Origin of the sequence: Sporosarcina ureilytica, from assembly GCF_001753205.1 — a bacterium.
GTDB lineage: Bacteria > Bacillota > Bacilli > Bacillales_A > Planococcaceae > Sporosarcina > Sporosarcina ureilytica.
On sequence record NZ_CP017560.1, the window covers coordinates 163,478 to 185,429 of the forward strand.

Sequence of the window (21,952 nt, forward strand, 5' to 3'; positions counted from 1 at the left end):
ATTATTCACCTTTTCTCTGATTAAGTCGTAATTGAATACCCGCCAGGCGTTTACCAAACGGCAATAAATACCATTCTCTCTCCGCCATAGTACGAGATTTTAAAATGACAAACAAAAATACAACTGCTCCGATAACAACCGATGTTAGAGCAATAACAGTAGCACTTAAACGCGTTGGTAATTGATCAAATAAGTATCCATCACTTATTAGCATCCACGGTAAAACGAGTATGACCATTCCCAGCGTTGCTATGAATAACCAACCGTAAAAACGAAATGGCGCTAAATCGATAGCCCATATCTTTTTGAAGTAAACGAATAAACAAACTGTTATTAAGATAAATGCGATGTTACTTGCAAATGCTGCACCCGTAATCCCATAAAGGGGAACAAGCATAAAATTTCCGATTCCTTTGGTCATTAATCCACCAGCAAGTAGCAAAGTTGGAATTTTAATTTTTCCGGCACCTTGCAAAATAGCTGTTAACGGTAGGATTAAGGATAGCCAAAATATTTGGATAGAAAAAATTATAAGGGTAAAAGACCCTTCACGTGTTTCAAAAAGCATTTCATTCACATAAGGTAGTATAAGCATAAGCCCAGCCGTAGACGCGCAACCAAATAAAAAGGCCGTTCGGTATGTCATTTGAATAAACGGTACAGCACCACGCCCATTTGATTTAGATGCATGATGGGCTATTAGTGGCACGATGGCCAGTGCTAATGTTGTCGCAATAAGGATACCCATTTGGACAAGTGGCTGTCCACGATCGTACACACCTTTTATTTCCATCGCAGTTTGTTCCCCAATCCCCATCGATACTAGATAATTCAATATCGTAAAGGAATCTACTAGTTGAAAAAGTAATAAAATAAGGGAACTCGCACTTACACTTAAACTGACAATTGTTAGTTCTTTTATAGTTTTCCATATGCATACCGGTTCAGCATTCCCAGTAAACGTACGACGATAATAAAGCGCTAGGATTAGAACCCCCGTAGCCTCTCCAATAACAGCACCCCATAACGCAATCTCCCCAGCTTTGTAAAGTGACGCACCAGATGTAACGACTAACCACGTTCCAATTATAACGATAATAACGCGACTGGCCTGTTCACCAACGCCCGAAACAGCAACAGGGACCATATGGCCGTACGCTTGAAAATTTCCTTTCAAAATGGCCAAAAAGGGCATGAGTAAAACAATGTAAGCACTCACCCTTAATAAAGCAGTTAACTGGGCATCTCCCATTGCCTCGGCAAAAAAAGGAGCAAAACCTGTTAGTATTCCAAAAAAAGTAATTGATAATAAAAATAAATATACAAATGCAATGCGCATCATCGCTTTTGCTTGTCCTGGACTTTGACTACTCGCTAATAATTTCGATACGGCTACTGCAAAACCGTAGGATGTCCATACAATGAAAATTCCAACAAAAGGATAGACTTGTTGATAAATATAAAACCCTTTATCTCCAACAAGATTTTGATAAGGCACACGATAAATTGCACTCAGTATTTTAACAATAATTGCAGAGACTGTTAAAATTGACGCACCTTTCATAAAAGTCTTCATATCCCATCGTCGGACCATTCCTATACCTCTTCTCTTCCTTACTTCTACTAAGTATACCATCGTTAATTATTATCTGGAATGAATAGAATACTTGATTGTTTTGTCGACAAATGAAATGTATGTTTAATGGTGATTGTATTTGGGTATTTACTGTACTAGTAAAGTTATTAAATAAGATTTACATTCACCATGAATGTTCACACTTCTTAATTTTACAAAGTAAGTATTAAACCAATTTACTTAACAAAAGTGTGTTAAGTATTCAAGCTTTGAGTGGTTTATTCCTTCAAATTGTTACAACTTTGTGTAAGTGTAGATTTCATACAGGATTCGACAACATATTCATTTTTAATGAGGTACGATAGGCTTTGTGTGTTTTATGCATGTGAATTTTATAACAAAACTTCATCAAATAATACGGAGGAAATGAACTATGCAAAAGTTTATCTTACAAAAGCAGATAAATGTTACCCGAAAGTGCATGTATGTCATGGCAAAACACCTTGGTTTTACTCACCCGTCAGTCGTCTCATGTAGCCAGAGATTAGACACTTTACTTAATAGATATCAAGAAATTTAAATTAACATTCAGCTACAATTTAAATAACGGAATAAATAATAGCACGCAAATAAACAGCCCACCTGACCATTCTGGTTTCGGTAGGCTGTCTATCATTGTTCCATTTGTTTCGCTAAAAAATGTGCAGCCGTTTCCACTGCTTTTTCTTCTGCCTCGCCTAAAAAATGAACTTTCGATAGTAAATAAACAGCTCCAATTGTATCTCCATCCGCTATAATCGGCGCGATACAATACGACTTTACTTGTTCAATTTGACCAGGAACCCATTCAACCGTTTTTTCAAGTTTTTCCGTAACAATCTTTCTATTTGCAATGATTTCCTCGACGTCGGGCGATAATCGACGATTTAAATATTCTTTTTTAGATACACCAGAAACTGCAATCATTTCGTCACGGTCACTTATTAACGCTGGGGTCCCAAGCGTTTCATATAGTGTTTCAGCATACTCTGTTGCAAAATGTCCAAGTTCAGATATCGGGGAGTACTTCTTTAAAATCACTTCACCTTCCCGAGCAGTGAATATCTCCAGTGGATCCCCCTCTCGAATTCGAAGCGTTCTTCGAATTTCTTTTGGGATAACGACCCTTCCAAGATCGTCAATTCTACGGACGATTCCAGTTGCCTTCATACATAATGCCTCACTTTCCAGGAAATTAACATTTATCTTCTATTGCTTTCCTAGTATGCTTCATATGTGGGCAAATTATGCAAAATTTCCTTTAGACGGATTTTGAAGTAGCTGTTTCCTTGGTAGAACCCGGAAGTAATTTCATTAATGACTCGAGAACGTCAAAACCAGTTTGCTTTCCTGTATGCTTTTCATCAATCGTTAACAGAAGTTGGTCGCCATCCATAGAAAAACCAATAGCGCGCCCAAATTGCATAGATTCACTTAGCAATTTCGCGCCGTCTGTTTTAGCTGTTCCTTCAGGCGTGAATCTCACTTCGATTTTTGTTTTTTGCTTTTTAATCGATTCCACTCCGGCAATACGTCCCCATACTTTTAACCTTGCAACACGAAGGAGTAAATCAGCTTCAAATGGTAAATCGCCAAATCGATCAATCATTTCGTCTACAAGCTCGGTATAGTCCTCTTCGCTATCAATTGCCTGCACCCGCTTATACATTTGAATTTTTTGGAAACTGTCCCGAATGTATTCTTCCGGAATATAAGCAGTCATAGAAAGGGATACTTCAACATCAGGAATATCTGCTTTAACAACTCCAGTTCTCTTCTCCTCAATCGCTTCTTGTAACATTTGAGAATATAAGTCAAATCCAACAGAGTCGATAAATCCATGTTGTTGTGATCCTAATAAATTTCCCGCTCCCCTAATCGATAGATCGCGCATCGCAATTTTAAAGCCCGAACCAAGCTCAGTAAATTCTTTAATCGCTTGAAGACGGTTTTCTGCTACTTCTGTTAAAACTTTATCACGCTGATATAAAAAGTAACCATAAGCAACTCGGTTTGAACGACCAACCCGACCACGAAGCTGATAAAGCTGTGACAATCCCATTCGATCTGCATCATGCACAATTAATGTGTTCACATTCGGTATGTCAATGCCCGTTTCAATAATCGTTGTCGTTACAAGAACATCAAATTCACCTTCAAGAAAACTTAAAACCGTTGACTCCAGCATCGCTTCACTCATTTGTCCGTGCGCATAACCAACACGTGCATCAGGAACGAGTTGTTTAATTTCATCTACCCTTTTCGTCATATCCTCTACCCGATTGTATAAGTAAAATACTTGACCCCCACGTCCCATTTCACGTTCGATTGCTTCTCGTATTAGGGCAAAGTTATGTTCCATGACATAAGTTTGAACAGGGAAACGGTCTGCTGGCGGTGTTTCGATAACCGATAAATCGCGGACGCCCAACATAGACATATGCAATGTTCGAGGAATCGGTGTTGCTGTTAATGTAAGCACGTCTACATTCGTTTTTAATTGTTTTAAGCGCTCTTTATGTGTCACACCGAACCGTTGCTCTTCATCGACGATAAGCAATCCTAAGTCTCGATAAATGACATCTTTCGAAAGTAAACGGTGCGTGCCAACAATTACATCCACCGTTCCTGCTTTCAAACCTTTTAATGCTTCAGTCTGTTCTTTTCTCGTTCTAAAACGATTAAGCAAAGATACTTCTATTGGGAAACCTGCAAAACGTTCTTTCATCGTCTCGTAATGCTGTTGCGCAAGAATGGTTGTCGGTACTAAAAAGGCTACTTGCTTTCCGTCATTTACCGCTTTAAATGCTGCTCGGATTGCGACTTCTGTTTTTCCATAACCAACGTCTCCGCAAAGCAATCGATCCATTGGACGAATATTTTCCATATCCTGCTTTACTTCTTCTATGGAGCGTAGCTGGTCATCTGTTTCTTTATATGGAAAAGCATCTTCAAACGAACGCTGTAAGTCATCATCTTTTGAAAAAGCAAATCCTTTTTCGGATTCACGTTGCGCATATAATTTAATGAGGTCATCTGCAATATCTTTAACTGCAGCAGAAACCTTGCTCTTTGTTCGCTTCCAAGATGTCCCACCAAGCTTATGCAAGGATGGTTCTTTTTCGCCTGAAGCGATATATTTTTGAATTAAATCTATTTTATCCGTCGGTACATAAAGTTTATCATTTCCTTTGAAATGAATTTCTAAATAGTCTTTTTCGATGCTGCCTTGTGACATCTTTTCAATACCGATGTACTTTCCAATTCCATGATGGGCGTGAACGACATAGTCACCCGGTTTAATTTCAGAATAACTTTTAATCCGCTCCGCATTTGACATTTTTTGCGTACGAGTCCGCCGCTTTGGCTTTGCTTTAAACAATTCGGCATCTGTAATTACGGCTATTCTATGGAGTGGTAATTCAAAACCATCTGACAGACCACCATCTAGGATAAAAATTCCGCCCGTTTCTGTAGGCCTTCCTGTTAAGTTTGCCTCTATGTCATAATCTTCAAGTATCGATTGTACTTTTTTCATCCGTTCCTTGCCGTCAGCAAGAATAAACACGTTAAAATTCCCGTTCTGCCATCGTTCCAGTTCACTTTTTAACATTTGCATCTGTCCGTGAAACTCTTGCATCGGTTTACAAGAAATTGTCATCGTCTTGCTCACAGTTATTCCCGGAATTGTTCGGATAAATAAAGATAAATAAAGCTTGTGTTGTGTCAGCATTTTATTGATTTCATCGAAAGTAAATGATAACTTCGCAGAATGAACAATTTTCCCTTCTTCAACCAACGAAATGGACCATTCTTCTTCTTCTGCCTCTAAAGATTCAAGGACCTCTGTAATACGTCCAATCTCATCAAATACGACAATCCCATCTGTAGAAAAATAAGTTCCTAATGAGGTCGGTTGTTCATTTGCAAAAGAAGCGTACTTTAATATACCTTCAGGAACGTTTCCTTCTTTCATTAAGGCAATGTCATGTGAGATATGCATCGTTAAAAGTTCTTTAGACTCTTCGTTCTTCACCTTTTTCAAACTTACCGAAAGTTCATATTCTAACTTTTCTGAAATCGTTTGTAGATCTTCTTCAGTCCATACATACTCTGTTGCAGGCAATATTGAAACGGATTCCAACTTTCCAATGGAGCGTTGGTCCTCGGCTGAGAAAATCCTTATCGAATCCACATCGGTATCAAATAACTCTATCCGAACCGGATTTTCGAGATGAAGGGGATACAAGTCTAAAATCCCACCGCGTAAAGCAAACTCCCCCGGTGCTGTAACCATATCCTGTCTCGTGTAATTCATTGCCGTTAATTTCTCAATCCAAAGGTCGACATCGATTGTGTCATCAATTTTTGTTGATAAGCTATTTTCTAACCAACGTTTCTTATGCGGTAATAATCTACGCATCCCTGCAATGGGTGTTATATACACACCCTTTCCCACACGGACCATATGATCAATTGTTTCAATTCTTTGTGCCCGTAACTCATAGCTCGATACAGAAAACTCTGCCGCCACCAATTCTTCCGCCGGATAAAGATGTACATAAGAGTCGCCAAGCATCTTCACCAAATTCTCGTATGTACGTTGTGCCTGCAAAAGATTAGGCGAAACAATTAGGATTGGTTTTTCAATCGATTGCTGAATCGATTGAAAAAACACTGGCTTTGCACCGCCTGATAAGCCCGCGATTAATTGACTATCATTCCCACTCTTTAATTCTTCTACGAGTCTATGGATGTCATTTTTTTGTTCGTAATAATTAATAAGTGCTTCCAAGATTTCACACCTGTCTTTCATCTTTCTTATTCAGTGAGGCCTTATTGTTATCTAATAATCTAGTAATCCATTTAACTGAACCAATTTCATAATCAAGAATTTCATGCTGGAATCCAAACGATGTTGATTTCCGTTCCGGGTGGACGCTTTTGCTAAGCCCACTGGAAAAGCCGTCACGAAGAACGGCTTTTGCGACCAAAAAGCGAAGCGTTTGAGAGCATTCGCCACCCTCCACTCCAATCAACGAAGATACCATTACACGCGAATGATTAACAAGACACTTAACCCAATGTTATTTACCGCATTAAATGGCCAATTATGAAATTAAAGAGTCGAATTTCGTTTATTTCCAGCACTTGTTATTCGTATGAATTATTGAAGCAGAAAAAGCTTTGAGCGCCCTTAGCGTCAAAGCCAATATCTATTGTAACCACTTTTTAAGCGTATAATAGCTTGGAGATTGTTGTAAGATTTGCTCACACTGTTCACAAATACAACGTACTGATAATGTGCCATCTTTCTTGTAAGCTAGGAATCGTTCTTCCTCTTCCTCTGCGTCCATTTTTTTTATAAGTGCAAGTGCTTCAGCCGCTGATTCGAATGGAAGTGAACCTACTTCAGTATCGCAGTGTCTACAATGATAATGAATCTTCACTTGACCACCTACCCCTTTTCTTTTCAGTATAGGCAGTAAATGATTATTTTATTCTTCTAGATTAAATTGGTTGTACCTTAAGGATTGAAGTTAGGACATAAACTAATGAAAGAAATCCGAACAACTATCCTAATTAAAATTATTCATGACTTCTAGGAAAGGTTTTTGTAGCCAATCCATACATGCATCTGCACTTTTATCGACCATTTCATTAATTAATGGAAGCTCTTCTTTTCCGAAAGTGGATAATACGTAATCAGATACTTTCATTCCATTTGTTGGTCGACCAATTCCTAATCTAATTCTTTTAAATTTATCTGTTCCTAGATGTGCGATAAGTGATTTCATCCCGTTATGTCCACCGGCACTTCCCTTTTGGCGAAGTTTCATTTCACCGGGTGCAAAGTCTAAATCATCATAGAGAACAATGATATCCTCTACTTCAATATTGTAGTAATCCATTAATGGACGAATACATTCACCGGACAAATTCATGTAAGTAAGTGGCTTCACAAGCATTACTTTTCCTTCTGGGCGGTGGATAATCGTATACATACCATTAAATTTTGACTGCATTGAAGTGGCTCCTAATCGGTCTGCAAGTTCGTCGATTACATGAAAACCAATATTATGACGTGTGCTTTCATATTGTTTTCCTGGATTTCCAAGTCCAATCATCATTTTCATTTATATTTTCTTCCTTTACATCAAATAATATTTTCTGTTCAATCATGTTTTGCCGCTTCATTTTAATACCTCACTATTCCAGAAGATAGTGGTGAGTCTCTAACAATCATTCCGATACCTGAATCTTAATGATTTGATTGAACTAGCAACAAATTAAATAAACAGAAAAGAGGCGTACGGAGTTCCGTACGCCTTTGTCTTGCTTACTCTTCTTCTTTTTCGCCAATAACTTCTGGCTCTGCGCTTACATCTTCAGACACTTCATCAAGCGCCTCAAGCTCTTCTTCAGAACGTGGAGCTGTAATTGTAACAAGTGCAAAGTCGTCTTCGCTTAAGATTTCATACTTAGACTTTTCGCGAATATCAGCAACTGTAATTGTTTCGCCAATGTTTAATTCTGTAATATCAATATCGAATGTTTCTGGAATATCAGATGGTTTAACTTTAATATCGATTTCCCAGTTAGGCTGTTGTACAATGCCGCCGTCTTTTTCACCAACTGATTCTCCAACCAGATTAATTTGAACACTTACTTCAAGTTTTTCAGCCATGTCGATTTCAAGGAAATCAGCATGTGTAATCGTTCCTTTTAAAGCGTCAGCCTGATAGTCATTTAACACGACGTTCAACTTGTCTTCACCTACAAGAAGTTGCATAACACCGTTACGGCCTGTTACGCGTAATGTTTTAATTAAATCACGCTCATTAACTGAAATTGAAGTCGCTTCTGTATTATATCCATAAACGACAGATGGAACGAAACCTTTATTTCTTAATTCTGTAAGAGTTGATTGCTTTTCAGCAACCCTCAATTCTGATTGTATAGTTGTACTCATTTTACATAAACACCTTTCTGAATATATAATAAATAAGTTTTCCTATTTTTTAGGCTACTCAATAGACCCTACAGTAACTGACACGCATTGTCAATCGAAGAGCGTACTCACGGACTTCTTCTCGAATACACGAACGATTGCATCAGCAAGTAACTTTGCAATCGATAGTTGTTTGATTTTCGGAGAATTCTTCTCTTCTGGTAATTCTATCGTGTTTGTTATAACTAGTTCTTTTATCTTTGAATTATCGATACGTTCAATTGCTGGACCTGATAACACTGGGTGTGTACAACAAGCATATACTTCTTTTGCTCCACTTTCGATCAATGCATTCGCTGCAATTGTAATCGTTCCTGCTGTATCAATAATATCATCGATTAAAATCGCTGTTCTACCTTCTACTTGACCGACAATATTCATTACCTCGGAAACGTTTGGACGCGGACGGCGTTTATCAATAATTGCGATAGGTGCCTTCATCCGATCTGCCATCTTCCGGGCACGCGTTACCCCACCATGATCCGGTGACACAATTACTAACTCATCTTTCGAAAAGCCTTTGCCTTTGAAGTATTCCGTCAAAATTGGTTCTGCAACTAAGTGGTCTATTGGAATATCGAAGAAACCTTGAATTTGTGGTGCATGAAGATCAATTGCAATCACACGAGTTGCCCCTGCAGTCTCGAGTATATTTGCAACGAGTTTAGCTGTAATTGGTTCACGTGAGCGTGCTTTTCGATCTTGGCGGGCATATCCATAATAAGGATTTACAACATTCACTGTACGCGCTGATGCACGTTTTAATGCATCAATCATAATCAGTAATTCCATCAAATGCTCATTGACAGGGTTTGACGTTGACTGGATTACATATACATCACAGCCACGGATACTTTCTTCAATGTTAATTTGGACTTCACCATCACTAAATCTTGTGACGGAGCATTTACCCAGTGGAATTCCAATTTCATCAGCAACTTCCTTTGCGAGTGGTTCGTTGGAATTCAAAGAGAATATCTTTAGTTTATTATTCGGATAATGATTAGCCATCATGGTCCCCCTGTTTATTAGTTGAGTTTTAGTTTTGAAACGTAGCCATCTTTATTTTCTTGTCGTGCACGACCGATTGCCAGTGAATCCGCTGGAACATTTTTAGTCACAGTCGATCCAGCTGCAACGTAAGCACCTTTTCCGATTTCCACTGGCGCAACAAGATTCGCATTACAGCCTATGAATGCTTCATCTTCCACAGTTGTTACATGCTTTTTCTTACCGTCATAGTTGACGACAATTGTACCGCATCCAAAGTTCACATTTGAACCGACATTCGCATCACCGATATAGCTTAGATGCGCCGCTTTACTGCCTTCTCCAAACGTTGATTTCTTCACTTCAACGAAATTACCAATTCGCACATGATTACCAAGGTCCGACTCTGGACGAATATGCGCGAATGGTCCTACAGTTGTGTCCATACCAACTTTACTCTCTATCACAACCGAAGAATGAACCTTCGTTCTATCGCCAATAATGCTATCTGTAATTTGACTATTCGGTCCGATGATACAACCTGAACCAATCATCGTTTTCCCTTCAATCATAGATCCTGGTTGTAAAACAGTATCGCGACCTATTTTTGCGTCTGCACTGATATACGTATTTTCAGGACTAATGATTGTCACACCATTTCTCATGTGACTTTCTGCAATACGTAGGCGCATGACCCGCTCAGCTTCAGATAAAACGACTCGGTCGTTGATCCCCAGCGTTTCACTAAAGTCTTCAGTCGCATATGCCGTAACCAATGCGCCCTCTTCCCGAAGAATACCCAAAACATCCGGAAGGTAGTATTCACCTTGCGCATTATCATTTCGCACCTTTTTTAGCGCTTCAAATAATGCTCGATTGTCAAAACAATAGGTCCCAGTATTAATCTCTTGTACTTGTTGCTCCTCTTTCGTTGCATCTTTCTGTTCAACATTTCGGAGCACTTGACCATTTTCACCTCGAATGATTCGTCCATATCCAGTAGGATCCTCTGTATAGGCTGTCAATATTGTAGCTTTCGCCGCAGACTGCTTATGGTGTTCAATTAACTTCTGCATTGTCGTTGAACGAATCAAGGGTGTATCTCCACAAACTATAATTGTAGTACCATCTAAATCACCAATTAGTTTTTCAGCCTGTTGAACTGCATGTGCTGTACCAAGCTGTTCTTGTTGAAGCACATATTCACTTGTATTCCCCAAAGTTTCTTCAACTTTTTCAGCTCCATGTCCAACAATGGTCACAATACGATTTGCACCGAGGTGACTAATGTTTTCTATTACGTGTGCGACCATCGGTTTTCCACAAACAGGATGAAGCACTTTGTATAAGTCGGACTTCATTCGAGTACCTTGACCTGCCGCTAAAACGATGGCGTATGTATTCGACATGTTCTTTCCTCCATCAATGAGGGACGAAGATGAATCCCTTAGTCTTTTCTCTATATGACTATAGCGGAAAACCCGCTATTTTTCAACTGTATCTACTTGACATTTCCATAACAATCTTTTATTATTGTTCCTTTTTTAATAATTATCCATTTATAGCGGGATTGTTGCAAAAGAAAAAAAGTGTAGGAATGTTATTGATGTATATTTCATCTCCGCTTACTCGTAAAATCAATTCGTTATGAAGACTCGTTACTTCAGTCGTGAGATGTTCAATAAATCTATTTTTATTATTGAGGATGAGCATTGATTATTACTGAGGTTGTTTTATCGCTAACGTGGCATTTGCCCGACTTCGAGGATGTTGTATTGTACTACTTTGATTATTTCCCAATAAACCGTGTTTAATGCCCCCTTTTTGCTCTAGATTTATCGCTACAGGGGGCATAGCTAATCGCCCTCAAATCATTTCGAGTGATTCCTCAGTTTACTGTATGCCTGCTTCTTCAAGATCCATTTTTTCTTCAGTAGCTAAACGGTAAGCGTCAAGTACTGCGTTTTGAATTTTTAATCGTGTATCAGAATTGATTGGATGTGCAACATCACGGAACTCCCCATCTGGTGTCCGTTTACTCGGCATCGCGACGAACAATCCTTCATTGCCGTCAATTACTCGAATATCGTGAACAACAAATTCCTCATCAAAAGTTATCGATGCAATCGCTTTCATTCTTCCGTTTGTCTCTACTGTTTTTAATCTTACGTTTGTTACTTCCATTCTCATTTTCTCCCCTTCTCTATACCTACGTAATAGTATCTATTCTACATCCATGACTCTTTTCCTTCTTTATTTATTAAATTATTTAAAATTTTTTGCGAGGTGTGTAGTAATTATGATAAACAAAGAAAAGTTATCGTTTTATCAATTAAATAATAGGTCAATAGACGAGGATTAATAGAAATCCTAATCAATTCAAGTAATTTTCCACTACGAAAGTTATGCTTAAAGTCATTAAATGGTAATATAGAGACAAAACGAATTTCACAAGCAACGCCAACTTATTCTATACATCCAGCCCAATGTCCCACACATTAGGCGCTCCCTCTTATAAACCACGCGTATTCATGACATATGATTTTCAACAAAACAAAAAAGCTATGGACCGTTATCCATAGCTTCTCGTGTCTCACTGATTAATCATTAATCAACGCGATGACTTCGATTTCAACTTGTACGTCTTTTGGCAATCTAGATACTTGTACGCATGAACGAGCTGGCGTATGGGTACCGAAATGTTTTGCATAAATATCGTTAATGGTAGCGAAATCGTCCATATTTGTAATAAAAACAGTGGCTTTAACAACGTTATCTAATGATGAATTCGCCTCTTCCAAGACCGCCTTTAAATTTGCAAAAACTTGCTCTGTTTGCTCCTCAACCGTTCCCTCAACAAGTGAACCATCTGCAGTCAATGGGATTTGTCCTGACGTATAAATCATTCCATTGACAGTGACTGCTTGCGCATAAGGGCCAATTGCCGCTGGTGCTTTGTCTGTAGCTACATATTTCATAATTATTGTCCACCCTTCTCAAAATAATTCCCTTCGCTAATTTCAATTGTACGACTTCTTTCATTCACTTTGCAAAGTTTCGCAAGGGATAAGTACTCGTCTACAAGCACTTCGTCGTGATGATCAGCTTCCACTAGTACCGCAATGCCGGCAAGTTCGCACTCGAATTCATCCAGTAAGTTTTTCATCCCAAGCATCGTACCGCCAGCTTTCATAAAGTCGTCGGTCAACAAAACCCTTTGACCTTTTTGCATGCTTCGTCTGGATAACACCATCGTTTGAATTCTTCTAGATGAACCCGAAACATAATTAATACTCACCGTCGAACCTTCTGTCACTTTACTATCACGACGAACAATCACAACAGGTACATTTAGATGCCTTGCAATTGAATGGGCGATTTGAATGCCTTTTGTTGCAACCGTCATAACTGCGTCAATCTGTTGCTCCGAAAATTTTGAGGCAATCACTTTGCCAACTCTATCCATTAAACGGGGATTGCCGAGTAAATCCGCCATATATAAATAACCGCCCGGCAACAGCCGGTCTTTCTCACCAAGTTTATTCATAAGCTCAGTGACCACTTCTTTTATCTCTGCGGCAGCCATGTGGGGGATATATTTCACGCCACCCGCGGCTCCCGTTACAGTTAGTAATTTTCCATTCCCTTTTTCCTCGAACGTTTCTTTCACAATCGTCAAATCCTCACTTATTGAAGACTTTGCCGACTGATAGCGTTCTGAAAAGAAAGTTAACGGAATAAGTTCATGTGGATTATCTAACAGATAACATGTTATATCAACCAATCTCTCGCTTCTCTTCCACTTCATAAAACCAGCTCCCCAAACACGAATGTTTATAGTTAGAATATCATGAACGTCCGCATCTAATCAAGAACGTACTATTCACCCATCATTCGTATCGCATAAACTTCACGACAAAAACCTTTTAAACCATTATAAATACGCGGTACTCTTGCTTCATTTTCAACAAGACCAAACACCGTAGGTCCGCTACCGCTCATGAGTACTGAGTCGGCACCAAATTTTTGCATTTGCTCTTTAAGTACGACTACTTCCGGATAAAGCGCCATCGTCACAGGCTCTAAAACATTCCCCAAGTTATGACACATCCGCACATAATCCTTGCTTTCAAGCGCTTCAATCATCGCCTTGTTATTCGGGTGCGTGCACTGTTCTATTTTTAAGTTCCCATATATACTCCCAGTAGATACCGAAATAGCTGGTTTCGCCAAAATAACCCAACAGTTTGGGGGTGGGGCAAGTTTTTGGATTTTTTCTCCACGCCCAGTCGCTAAAGCTGTCCCTCCATAAACACAAAAAGGGATATCTGAACCAATTTTCGCGCCAAGCTCCGCTAGTTCTTCCATCGGCAACCCAAGTGTCCATAAACGATTTAACCCACGTAGCGTTGCCGCTGCATCCGAACTTCCCCCCGCCAATCCTGCTGCTACAGGAATGCTTTTCTCAATTGTTATTTCGACGCCGTCTGTCACACCATACTTGTGCATCAGAAGCTTTGCCGCTTGATAGGCTAAGTTCCTTTGGTCAGTTGGTATAAAATGATCCGAAGTTTTGATTGTAATCTTTCCATCATTCGTAGAACGTAACCAGATCCGATCCGCTAAATCAACTGTTGTCATGACCATTTCTACTTCATGAAAACCATCGGATCGCTTATGTAACACATCAAGTGTCAAATTTATCTTTGCCGGTGCCTTCTCATACAACATTGGACTCCCTCCAATCCTCCGTTTCTTTGTTCCCTATTTTACCATATGAACAGAAGAATGCACCTTCGGCAAGCGATAAATATGTTAAATCAAAAGGGACTATTCGTCCATTATCAAATGATAACTTCGGAACAGTCCCTTTTCTTTGTCAGCCTTCAATGGATTTAAAGGAATCCTATGGTTTTCGGTCGTCTTCACCCAGACTGCGATTTGCCATTTCAATCGCACGTTTCACCATATTACCGGCATCACGTGCTTTAATTCCTCCCCAACCTTCCCGCTCAACAACATCGTAAAATCCAAGCTCTTTTGCAATTTCTTCTTTTAATTGCTCAGACATGATACTCTGTTTTCGTGCCATTCGGTTTGCCTCCTTTTCGGCTGACAAGCTTAGTATGTACAAAGTAAATAAAAAAACACCTATCGCAGGAATATAGTGTCCCTTTGATAGGTGCTTGAAACTTAAAATAATATTTAAACAATAAATGCTAGTACTATTTGACAACGAAGTCTGTCAGACCAGCGTCGTCAATGATTGATATTTCAACGGCATCCGTTAAAATATCCGCATAGCTGTAAGAGACTCTTTCAAACGAGTTCTCTTCTTGATCGAGTTCAACGACGAATACTGCACGATATGTTTCACTTAGAACTCCAGTTCTTTCAATCGTTCTTCTTCGGCCACCGTTTACCTTCAAGTGCAAACGTTTCCCTAAATGAGAATCCAATAACTTCTTAATGTCCGCTAATGTTTTTGGCACTTCGCTAACACCTCACTATATATAACCATAACATATAGTGTATTCTTTGTCAACCAAACAGATAATTTTAACAAGCAATCATTATATTTGTCAATCATTTTATTTTAAAAAACCATAGTTTTTTTGAAGTGTACTCTTTTCGACATTAGTTTTATTTCTTAGAAAAGTCACTATATAAGGCGTTTGATAATCGTGCAAACTCCTCTATTGTTAATGTTTCCCCTCTACGTCGCGGATCAATACCTACTTCCTTAAATGCAGCCAATATAGATTCTTTCTTCGTTTTTCCGTCAGGAAGCGAGGTCTGTAAATTATTTAAGATTGTTTTTCTTCTTTGTACAAAGGATCCTTTTGACACTTGAAAAAGAAAATCTTCATCCATAACTTTTGCAGGCAATTGTTCTTTTCTGGTTAATTTTAAAACAGCAGATTCAACGTTTGGTTGTGGAACAAAAACTGTTTTCGGAACAATCATAGCGACCGAAGCATCCATGTAATACTGGATAGCGATGGACAATGAACCGTATGCTTTTGTTCCTGGAAGCGCCGTAATACGATCCGCTACTTCTTTTTGCATCATAATAATCATTCCTGTAATTGGAATTCTTTCGAGTAAAAACTTCATAATAATTGGGGTCGTTACATAATAAGGAAGATTCGCAACGACAACGATTTCTTCGAAGTCTTTGAACTCCTCATCTATCATTTGCTTTAAATTCGCTTCTAATACATCTTGATGAATAACCTTGACATTATTATATGGCGACAAAGTATCTTCTAGAACGGGTAGTAAGCGCCCATCAATTTCATACGCTACGACTTTCCCTGCTTTTCTTGCAAGATGCTCCGTTAACGCGCCGATTCCTGGGCCAATTTCAATAACCCCTACTTGCTTTGTAAGATCCCCATGTGAAACAATGTTTTCCAATACATTTGGATCAATTAAAAAGTTTTGCCCTAGACTTTTCTTAAATGAAAATCCGTGTTTCTCTAAAATCTCCTTAGTCCTCTTCGGAGTTGCAATATCTTTATTCATCTTGTTTTTCCTCCCTGTCGAGAACAGTTATAGTATCTGCTAATTGTTCCGGCGTTATTCTAAACATTTCTAATCGTTTTTTCAAACCCTTCCCATTGACTTGTCCGATATGGAGCAATTCACTTAAACGTTCTCGCCTTTTTCGAGCATCCGGATGCCCAACTAGCCTCGCCGCCATCAAATCAACGAGCGCAATTTCGACTGCTTGTTGTTCCTCTACTGTATAGACGGATTGAATCGCTTGTCGAATATCATCGTCAGTCGCGTGTTCAATTCCAAGGCCTTTACCATTCTTAGCAATTGTTTTCTTTTTTTCTAAAAAAGCATGTTTTACAGTTGGGATACGTTCTTCTATAATCGCACGAATGCGTCTTCCAGGAAAGTCCGGGTCAGTGAACACAATTACACCACGCGTCTCCGCTGCATGCTGAATGCGTAACAATGTCTCTTCATTAATGGCTGAGCCATTCGTTTCAATTGTATCTGCATTTGTTGCACGTTTCACTGCAACCGTATCAGACTTTCCTTCAACGACAATAATTTCTTTTATATTCACGAAGGTTCCTCTTTCCATTTGATTCTTTACATTATTCTACTCTTCCAATCCCCATTAGTAAAAAGGTATGTATGTATACCTTCTTATCCTCAATGCATATACATGTGTAAACAAGCTTACTCGTTGTTTACAATTACAGCTACACTTCTACCAATAAAAAACCTGCATTTATTAGATGCGGAAACTTTGACTCATCCATTTTTATTATCTTATCATTTCCAACACCAAAAATCCGCGGGACCTATACAACCCCGCGGATAAATAAATTAATCTATAATTTTTATTTTCACTTGACGCTTTCCAAAATTATAAGCTGCTTGTTTCGTTGGAACGTGGAGGTCAATTCGATTACCCTTTATCGCTCCGCCTGTATCGCCTGCAACTGCGTAACCATATCCCTCTACCCAAACTTTAGAACCGAGTGGAATGACGCTAGGATCTACAGCAATGACTTTTAAATTTGGATTTGCCTTTAGGTTAATTCCCGTTGCCGTTATACCTGAACAACCACTACATCCTGCTGTATAAGCCGTTGCCGATACGTAAAACTCTTTGCCTCCGGATGGCGCAGAATTATTTCGGGAAACAGACGTCGTTTTAGCTGATGCCCTTGAAGCACTTTTTGTTGGTGCAGCACTTGCTACGACTACCTTAGTACCAACAGCAACAATCTTTTTGGTTGGTTTTTTAACGGTAACTTCATCTATTAATGAACGTGTAACTTCTTTTCCATCTTCTTTTATAATCTCATACTCTCGAGAGACAATCCCTTTTTGACCTTGTTGGACAACCTTTTCGCGTCCTTTAAGCAATGAATCATCACTTTTTGTTTCAACTGCGAAGTTCTCTTCTTCTTCAACAGTCTCTGTTGCCTTTTCTACTCGAACGATTTGAACAACAGAACCTGGTTTAACTTGATTGTCTAAATCGCCTTCTAATCTATCTAATTCACCTAGTTGGATGTCTTTACTTTTCAAAAAATCACCAATTGTAGTGGAAGTTGACCAATAACTATTTTCTTTTCCACCATCGATTAACGTAAACTCATACGCTTTATCGACTATGACACTGTTCTTTTCGTCAAGTCGCGTCGCTAAATCTGGACTTACTCTATCATGCTCTGTTAATTCTATACCAGCTTCGTCTAGAGCTTCACCAACTGTTTGTTTCGTAGTCCAAAGAGTCGTATTTTCTTTATCGACGGTTATTGCGACTTGTTTCGATTGTTCCCACCGAACGGCTAGACCATTTTTAATCGGTGTATTCACTGAGGGGGTTACGATATCGTGTTCGGAAACTTCGATTTCATATTCAGAAAGAAGTTTACCTACTGTACTTGCATGTGTTCTATATTGTTCTTGTTGTCCGTTCACTGTAAGTGTAACGGTCTTCTTATTCCCTTCGTAAATAACTAAGGAAACGACAGTCACGAATAACGTTGTAAAAATAATCGTAAACAATATTTGTTTACTCCTCAATGACTTAAAGAACAGGTTTTTCATGGTATCACTTTGCATGAAAAAATTCCTCCTTCATCACTTGTGTGATTATATAGGGTCCTTTTTTGCATGTCAACCCAATAGTTTTTTATTTTAATAGATTTGAGTGCGCCCTATTTAAGAAGAGTATGAGAATATAACTCTCCTTTTATTCATCTATTCGAAATAGTTTTAAAGCATTTTTCGTCGTGACTGATGCCACTTCTTCTACAGATATCTCTTTTAGTTTGGCAATTTCTTCCGCAACTAATGTTACATATACTGGTTCATTACGTTTTCCTCTATGTGGATGAGGTGTTAAATAAGGCGCATCGGTTTCGATTAACAACTTACTTAACGGGATTTCTTTTGCAACTTGCTTTGGCCCTTTCGCATTTTTAAACGTAACTGGACCACCGAGCGAAATAAGAAAGTTCATTGCGATACATTCTTTTGCAATTTCTACACTTCCACTAAAACAGTGCATAATTCCACCGACTTTTTCAGCTTCTTCTTCTTTCAAAATGCGTACGACATCCGCCGTAGCATCCCGGTTATGAATTACAATCGGTAAATTTACTTTTTTAGCGAGTTGGACTTGTCTTCTAAAGAGTTTTTGTTGAACCTCTTTTGGAGATTTATCCCAATAATAATCAAGACCCATCTCTCCAATGCCAACTACTTTAGGATGTGCTGCAAGCGATTCAATCCATTCTAAGTCTTCCTCCGTACAATCAATTGCATCGACGGGATGCCAACCAACAACCGCGTAAATAAAAGGATAACGTTCTGTTAACTCCATCGCTTTACGAATTGTTTTACGGTCAAATCCAATTACAACCATTTTTGAAACGCCCGCCTCTAACGCACGTTCAATGACTTCTTCGACATCTCCTTCGTATTGATCTGCATTTAAATGTACATGTGTATCTATAAACATATTTTCTCTCCTCGCACTTTTTTAATTGTAATAGAGTTAACTATTTCTTTTGTCACAACCATGTTACAAATACATTACAGCGTTTTTGTAGATTGATATAAACAGAATGATTTAATTTGTCGTTAAATGGTTATTCTTATCAATAAAAAAGTGACGTATCTTATGATTACGTCACTTTTTCATCATATATATTATTTCCAATTTATTTTTTAATAAACTTTTGATTTATTTCAGCTTTATTTCACAGTAGCGCCGTTTTCTAATGACTTTTCCACTGTTGCAAGCTTTAATACGCCATTTGATTCTCCTGCTAAAATCATCCCTTGCGATAATTCCCCACGAAGTTTAACTGGTTTTAAGTTCGCAACCACAATCACTTTCTCGCCGATTAAAGATTCTGGTGCATAGTGTTCTGCAATTCCAGAGACAACTTGCCTTTGTTCAAACCCTAGATCAAGCTGTAGTTTTAATAACTTATCTGTCTTCGGGACTTTTTCACAAGCAATTACTGTTGCAACACGTAAATCCACATTCATAAATTGGTCAAATGTAATTTCATCACCAATAGGCTCAGCTTCTTGCTTTTCGGGTTCAACATTTTCTTCAGGCGCAGTAATTGCCATTTGCGCTCGAATGTATTCAACCTCCGTCTCAACTTCCAAGCGCGGGAATATCGGAACTCCTTTTTCAACAACTTTTGTTCCAACTGGAGTTGCGTTGAAATCACCAAGCGTTTCCCAAGTAAGCATTTCCTCGGAAAGACCGAGTTGTTCTATAATTTTCTTCGGAGTTTCAGTCATAAACGGTTGTAGCAATACCGCAATGTGACGAAGTGATGAAACGAGATTCAACATGACAGACGCTAGTTTACCACGTTCATTCTCATCTCTTGCAAGAACCCACGGTGTTGTTTCATCGACATATTTATTCGTTCTGGAAACAAGCGCCCATAATTCACTTAGCACGACGCTAAATTGCATGTTTTCCATAGCTTTTTCATATTTCGTAACCGTGTTCGTAATAAATTCTTTTAACGCATCGTCAAACTCGGTCGGCTCTAATTCCTCAGTTGGAATAACACCTTCGAAATATTGATTAATCATCGAAACTGTACGGTTTAGTAAGTTTCCAAGGTCATTCGCAAGGTCATAATTTGTTCTTTCAACAAACGCTTCTGGTGAAAACTCACCATCTTGACCAAAAGGCAGCTCACGTAAAAGGAAATAGCGAGTTGCATCTAACCCGTAACGATTAACGAGCATTTCAGGATACACGACGTTTCCTTTCGATTTAGACATTTTCCCGTCTTTCATCATAATAAAGCCATGTGCAAAAACTTTCTTCGGTAATGGAAGATCAAGTGCCATTAGGAAGATTGGCCAATAAATAGTATGGAAACGCACAATATCTTTACCTACAACGTGCACGTCTGCCGGCCAGTATTTATTAAAGAGGGTTTCATCATCTGAACCATATCCAAGTGCTGTAATATAGTTTGTTAACGCGTCAACCCATACATAAATAACGTGCTCTGCGTCCCCAGGCACTTTAATTCCCCAATCAAACGACATACGGGAAACGGATAAATCCTCCAGTCCTGGTTTAATGAAGTTATTAATCATTTCATTTTTACGGGACTCCGGTTCAATAAACTGTAAATTTTCTTCATAGTACTGCAGTAATCGATCCGCATATTTCTTCATATTAAAGAAATAAGACTCTTCTTTAACTCTTTGAACAGATCGTCCACAATCCGGACAATTTCCATTCTCTAGTTGTGACTCACTAAAGTATGATTCACACGGCGTACAGTGCCACCCTTCGTATTCACCTTTATAAATGTCACCGTTATCAAGGAATGTCTTAAATATTTTTTTAACTAGTTCAGTATGACGGCTTTCAGTCGTGCGAATAAAGTCATCATAAGAGATATCCATTTTTGCCCATAAGTCTTTGGCAATTTTTGCAATCCCGTCAACGTATTCCTGAGGTGGTTGACCAGACTCATCTGCAACTTCCTGTATTTTTTGACCATGTTCATCCATTCCTGTCAAAAATCGAACATCATATCCCCGCAGGCGTTTATAACGCGCAATTGCATCAGAGGCAACAGTTGTATAAGCCGTGCCAATATGGAAGTTTCCGCTAGGATAATAAATTGGCGTTGTAATATAAAAAGTCTCTTTTTGTTCAGACACGAAAATTCCTCCAGTATAATTGTATGTATTCTTTATTCTATCGAAATTATTAGAACCGCACAATGTTATTCTTATTGTAATATTAGTATAGGCAATACAAAATTGATTAATCAGCAAAAAATACTATTGTTTTAATATCATTTATTCTAGAAGATTCTATTTATTCTATATTCTTTCATTGACGATAATTGGAAATCTTGTTATGATAAATGGCATATAAACGTCAGAATTGTATAAATGATGACAATTGACTGTTATGAAAGGGGGCCTTTCTATGAAGTCCACGGGTATCGTTAGAAAAGTAGATGAGCTTGGACGTGTAGTAATTCCTATCGAATTACGTAGAACACTAGGAATCGGACAAAAAGATTCACTTGAGATTTATGTCGATGAGGATAAAATTATTTTGAAAAAATATGCGCCAAATATGACTTGTTCAATTACGGGTACTGTTTCAGATGATAATCTAAGTTTACTAGACGGGAATTTAATTTTAAGTCCTGAAGGTGCAGAACAACTTATTGCAGATATACAGAATAACTTAAAAAAATAAAGCCAATCTCCGGGACATCAGACTGTTCCGGATTTTCTCATTTTCTATGACATCCACAATTTTCCCGCCAATAAAAGCTTAT

Annotated in this window: 21 protein-coding genes; 2 read left to right on the forward strand and 19 right to left on the reverse strand. The window is 38.5% G+C overall.

Features of this window, described 5'->3' with window-relative positions:
• Nucleotide 1 precedes the first annotated feature (1 nt).
• On the reverse strand, nucleotides 2-1,594 hold the full coding sequence (locus BI350_RS00830; RefSeq protein WP_075526400.1) for a putative polysaccharide biosynthesis protein: 1,593 nt from the start codon (nucleotides 1,592-1,594) through the stop codon (nucleotides 2-4).
• A 472-nt stretch (nucleotides 1,595-2,066) separates the two neighbouring features.
• Here BI350_RS00830 and BI350_RS17335 point away from each other — a divergent pair, with 472 nt between their 5' ends.
• Nucleotides 2,067-2,156 (forward strand): Spo0E family sporulation regulatory protein-aspartic acid phosphatase, encoded by a 90-nt coding sequence (locus tag BI350_RS17335; RefSeq protein WP_342672211.1) that lies wholly within the window; start codon nucleotides 2,067-2,069, stop codon nucleotides 2,154-2,156.
• 92 nt (nucleotides 2,157-2,248) lie between these two features.
• Here BI350_RS17335 and spoVT read toward each other — a convergent pair whose 3' ends face one another.
• The 18 genes from spoVT to metG all read right to left on the reverse strand — a co-directional run bounded on the left by spoVT (nucleotide 2,249) and on the right by metG (nucleotide 21,317).
• Nucleotides 2,249-2,785 carry a stage V sporulation protein T gene (gene spoVT, locus BI350_RS00835; RefSeq protein ID WP_075526401.1) on the reverse strand — a complete coding sequence of 179 codons (537 nt, stop codon included), beginning with the start codon at nucleotides 2,783-2,785 and terminating at the stop codon, nucleotides 2,249-2,251.
• A 91-nt stretch (nucleotides 2,786-2,876) separates the two neighbouring features.
• Nucleotides 2,877-6,410, reverse strand: a complete 3,534-nt coding sequence (mfd, locus tag BI350_RS00840; RefSeq protein WP_245698282.1) for a transcription-repair coupling factor — start codon at nucleotides 6,408-6,410, stop codon at nucleotides 2,877-2,879.
• Nucleotides 6,411-6,831: 421 nt separating this feature from the next.
• Nucleotides 6,832-7,065 carry an anti-sigma-F factor Fin gene (locus tag BI350_RS00850; RefSeq protein ID WP_075526404.1) on the reverse strand — a complete coding sequence of 78 codons (234 nt, stop codon included), beginning with the start codon at nucleotides 7,063-7,065 and terminating at the stop codon, nucleotides 6,832-6,834.
• Nucleotides 7,066-7,194: 129 nt separating this feature from the next.
• The gene (gene pth, locus BI350_RS00855; RefSeq protein WP_075526405.1) at nucleotides 7,195-7,752 is read right to left on the reverse strand and encodes an aminoacyl-tRNA hydrolase; all 558 of its coding nucleotides are present in this window, start codon (nucleotides 7,750-7,752) and stop codon (nucleotides 7,195-7,197) included.
• Nucleotides 7,753-7,955: 203 nt separating this feature from the next.
• On the reverse strand, nucleotides 7,956-8,588 hold the full coding sequence (locus tag BI350_RS00860) for a 50S ribosomal protein L25/general stress protein Ctc (protein ID WP_075526406.1): 633 nt from the start codon (nucleotides 8,586-8,588) through the stop codon (nucleotides 7,956-7,958).
• 90 nt (nucleotides 8,589-8,678) lie between these two features.
• Nucleotides 8,679-9,638, reverse strand: a complete 960-nt coding sequence (locus BI350_RS00865) for a ribose-phosphate diphosphokinase (RefSeq protein WP_075526407.1) — start codon at nucleotides 9,636-9,638, stop codon at nucleotides 8,679-8,681.
• 17 nt (nucleotides 9,639-9,655) lie between these two features.
• Nucleotides 9,656-11,026: a bifunctional UDP-N-acetylglucosamine diphosphorylase/glucosamine-1-phosphate N-acetyltransferase GlmU gene (glmU, locus tag BI350_RS00870; RefSeq protein ID WP_075526408.1), complete on the reverse strand. Its 1,371-nt coding sequence runs from the start codon at nucleotides 11,024-11,026 to the stop codon at nucleotides 9,656-9,658.
• A 484-nt stretch (nucleotides 11,027-11,510) separates the two neighbouring features.
• Complete coding sequence (gene spoVG, locus BI350_RS00875) at nucleotides 11,511-11,801, reverse strand: septation regulator SpoVG (protein WP_075526409.1); 291 nt, start codon at nucleotides 11,799-11,801, stop codon at nucleotides 11,511-11,513.
• Between the two features lie 416 nt (nucleotides 11,802-12,217).
• Nucleotides 12,218-12,595, reverse strand: a complete 378-nt coding sequence (locus tag BI350_RS00880; protein WP_075526410.1) for a RidA family protein — start codon at nucleotides 12,593-12,595, stop codon at nucleotides 12,218-12,220.
• 2 nt (nucleotides 12,596-12,597) lie between these two features.
• Nucleotides 12,598-13,425, reverse strand: a complete 828-nt coding sequence (gene purR / locus BI350_RS00885; protein ID WP_075526411.1) for a pur operon repressor — start codon at nucleotides 13,423-13,425, stop codon at nucleotides 12,598-12,600.
• Between the two features lie 71 nt (nucleotides 13,426-13,496).
• Nucleotides 13,497-14,348 (reverse strand): 4-(cytidine 5'-diphospho)-2-C-methyl-D-erythritol kinase, encoded by an 852-nt coding sequence (gene ispE / locus BI350_RS00890; RefSeq protein WP_075526412.1) that lies wholly within the window; start codon nucleotides 14,346-14,348, stop codon nucleotides 13,497-13,499.
• A 175-nt stretch (nucleotides 14,349-14,523) separates the two neighbouring features.
• Nucleotides 14,524-14,709: a small, acid-soluble spore protein, alpha/beta type gene (locus BI350_RS00895; RefSeq protein ID WP_075526413.1), complete on the reverse strand. Its 186-nt coding sequence runs from the start codon at nucleotides 14,707-14,709 to the stop codon at nucleotides 14,524-14,526.
• Between the two features lie 133 nt (nucleotides 14,710-14,842).
• Complete coding sequence (gene veg / locus BI350_RS00900) at nucleotides 14,843-15,109, reverse strand: biofilm formation stimulator Veg (protein WP_075526414.1); 267 nt, start codon at nucleotides 15,107-15,109, stop codon at nucleotides 14,843-14,845.
• A gap of 151 nt (nucleotides 15,110-15,260) precedes the next feature.
• Complete coding sequence (gene rsmA / locus BI350_RS00905) at nucleotides 15,261-16,145, reverse strand: 16S rRNA (adenine(1518)-N(6)/adenine(1519)-N(6))-dimethyltransferase RsmA (RefSeq protein ID WP_075526415.1); 885 nt, start codon at nucleotides 16,143-16,145, stop codon at nucleotides 15,261-15,263.
• The gene (gene rnmV / locus BI350_RS00910; protein ID WP_075526416.1) at nucleotides 16,138-16,701 is read right to left on the reverse strand and encodes a ribonuclease M5; all 564 of its coding nucleotides are present in this window, start codon (nucleotides 16,699-16,701) and stop codon (nucleotides 16,138-16,140) included. The genes rsmA and rnmV overlap by 8 nt, the downstream gene beginning before the upstream one ends.
• A 266-nt stretch (nucleotides 16,702-16,967) precedes the next feature.
• Nucleotides 16,968-18,218, reverse strand: coding sequence for a resuscitation-promoting factor (locus BI350_RS00915; protein ID WP_075526417.1), 1,251 nt, complete (start codon nucleotides 18,216-18,218; stop codon nucleotides 16,968-16,970).
• Nucleotides 18,219-18,348: 130 nt separating this feature from the next.
• The gene (locus BI350_RS00920; protein WP_075526418.1) at nucleotides 18,349-19,119 is read right to left on the reverse strand and encodes a TatD family hydrolase; all 771 of its coding nucleotides are present in this window, start codon (nucleotides 19,117-19,119) and stop codon (nucleotides 18,349-18,351) included.
• Between the two features lie 236 nt (nucleotides 19,120-19,355).
• A complete protein-coding gene (gene metG, locus BI350_RS00925) occupies nucleotides 19,356-21,317 on the reverse strand; it encodes a methionine--tRNA ligase (RefSeq protein WP_075526419.1) in 1,962 nt (653 codons plus the stop codon).
• A 274-nt stretch (nucleotides 21,318-21,591) separates the two neighbouring features.
• Here metG and BI350_RS00930 point away from each other — a divergent pair, with 274 nt between their 5' ends.
• Nucleotides 21,592-21,870: a transition state genes transcriptional regulator AbrB gene (locus tag BI350_RS00930; RefSeq protein ID WP_075526420.1), complete on the forward strand. Its 279-nt coding sequence runs from the start codon at nucleotides 21,592-21,594 to the stop codon at nucleotides 21,868-21,870.
• Nucleotides 21,871-21,952: the final 82 nt, after the last annotated feature.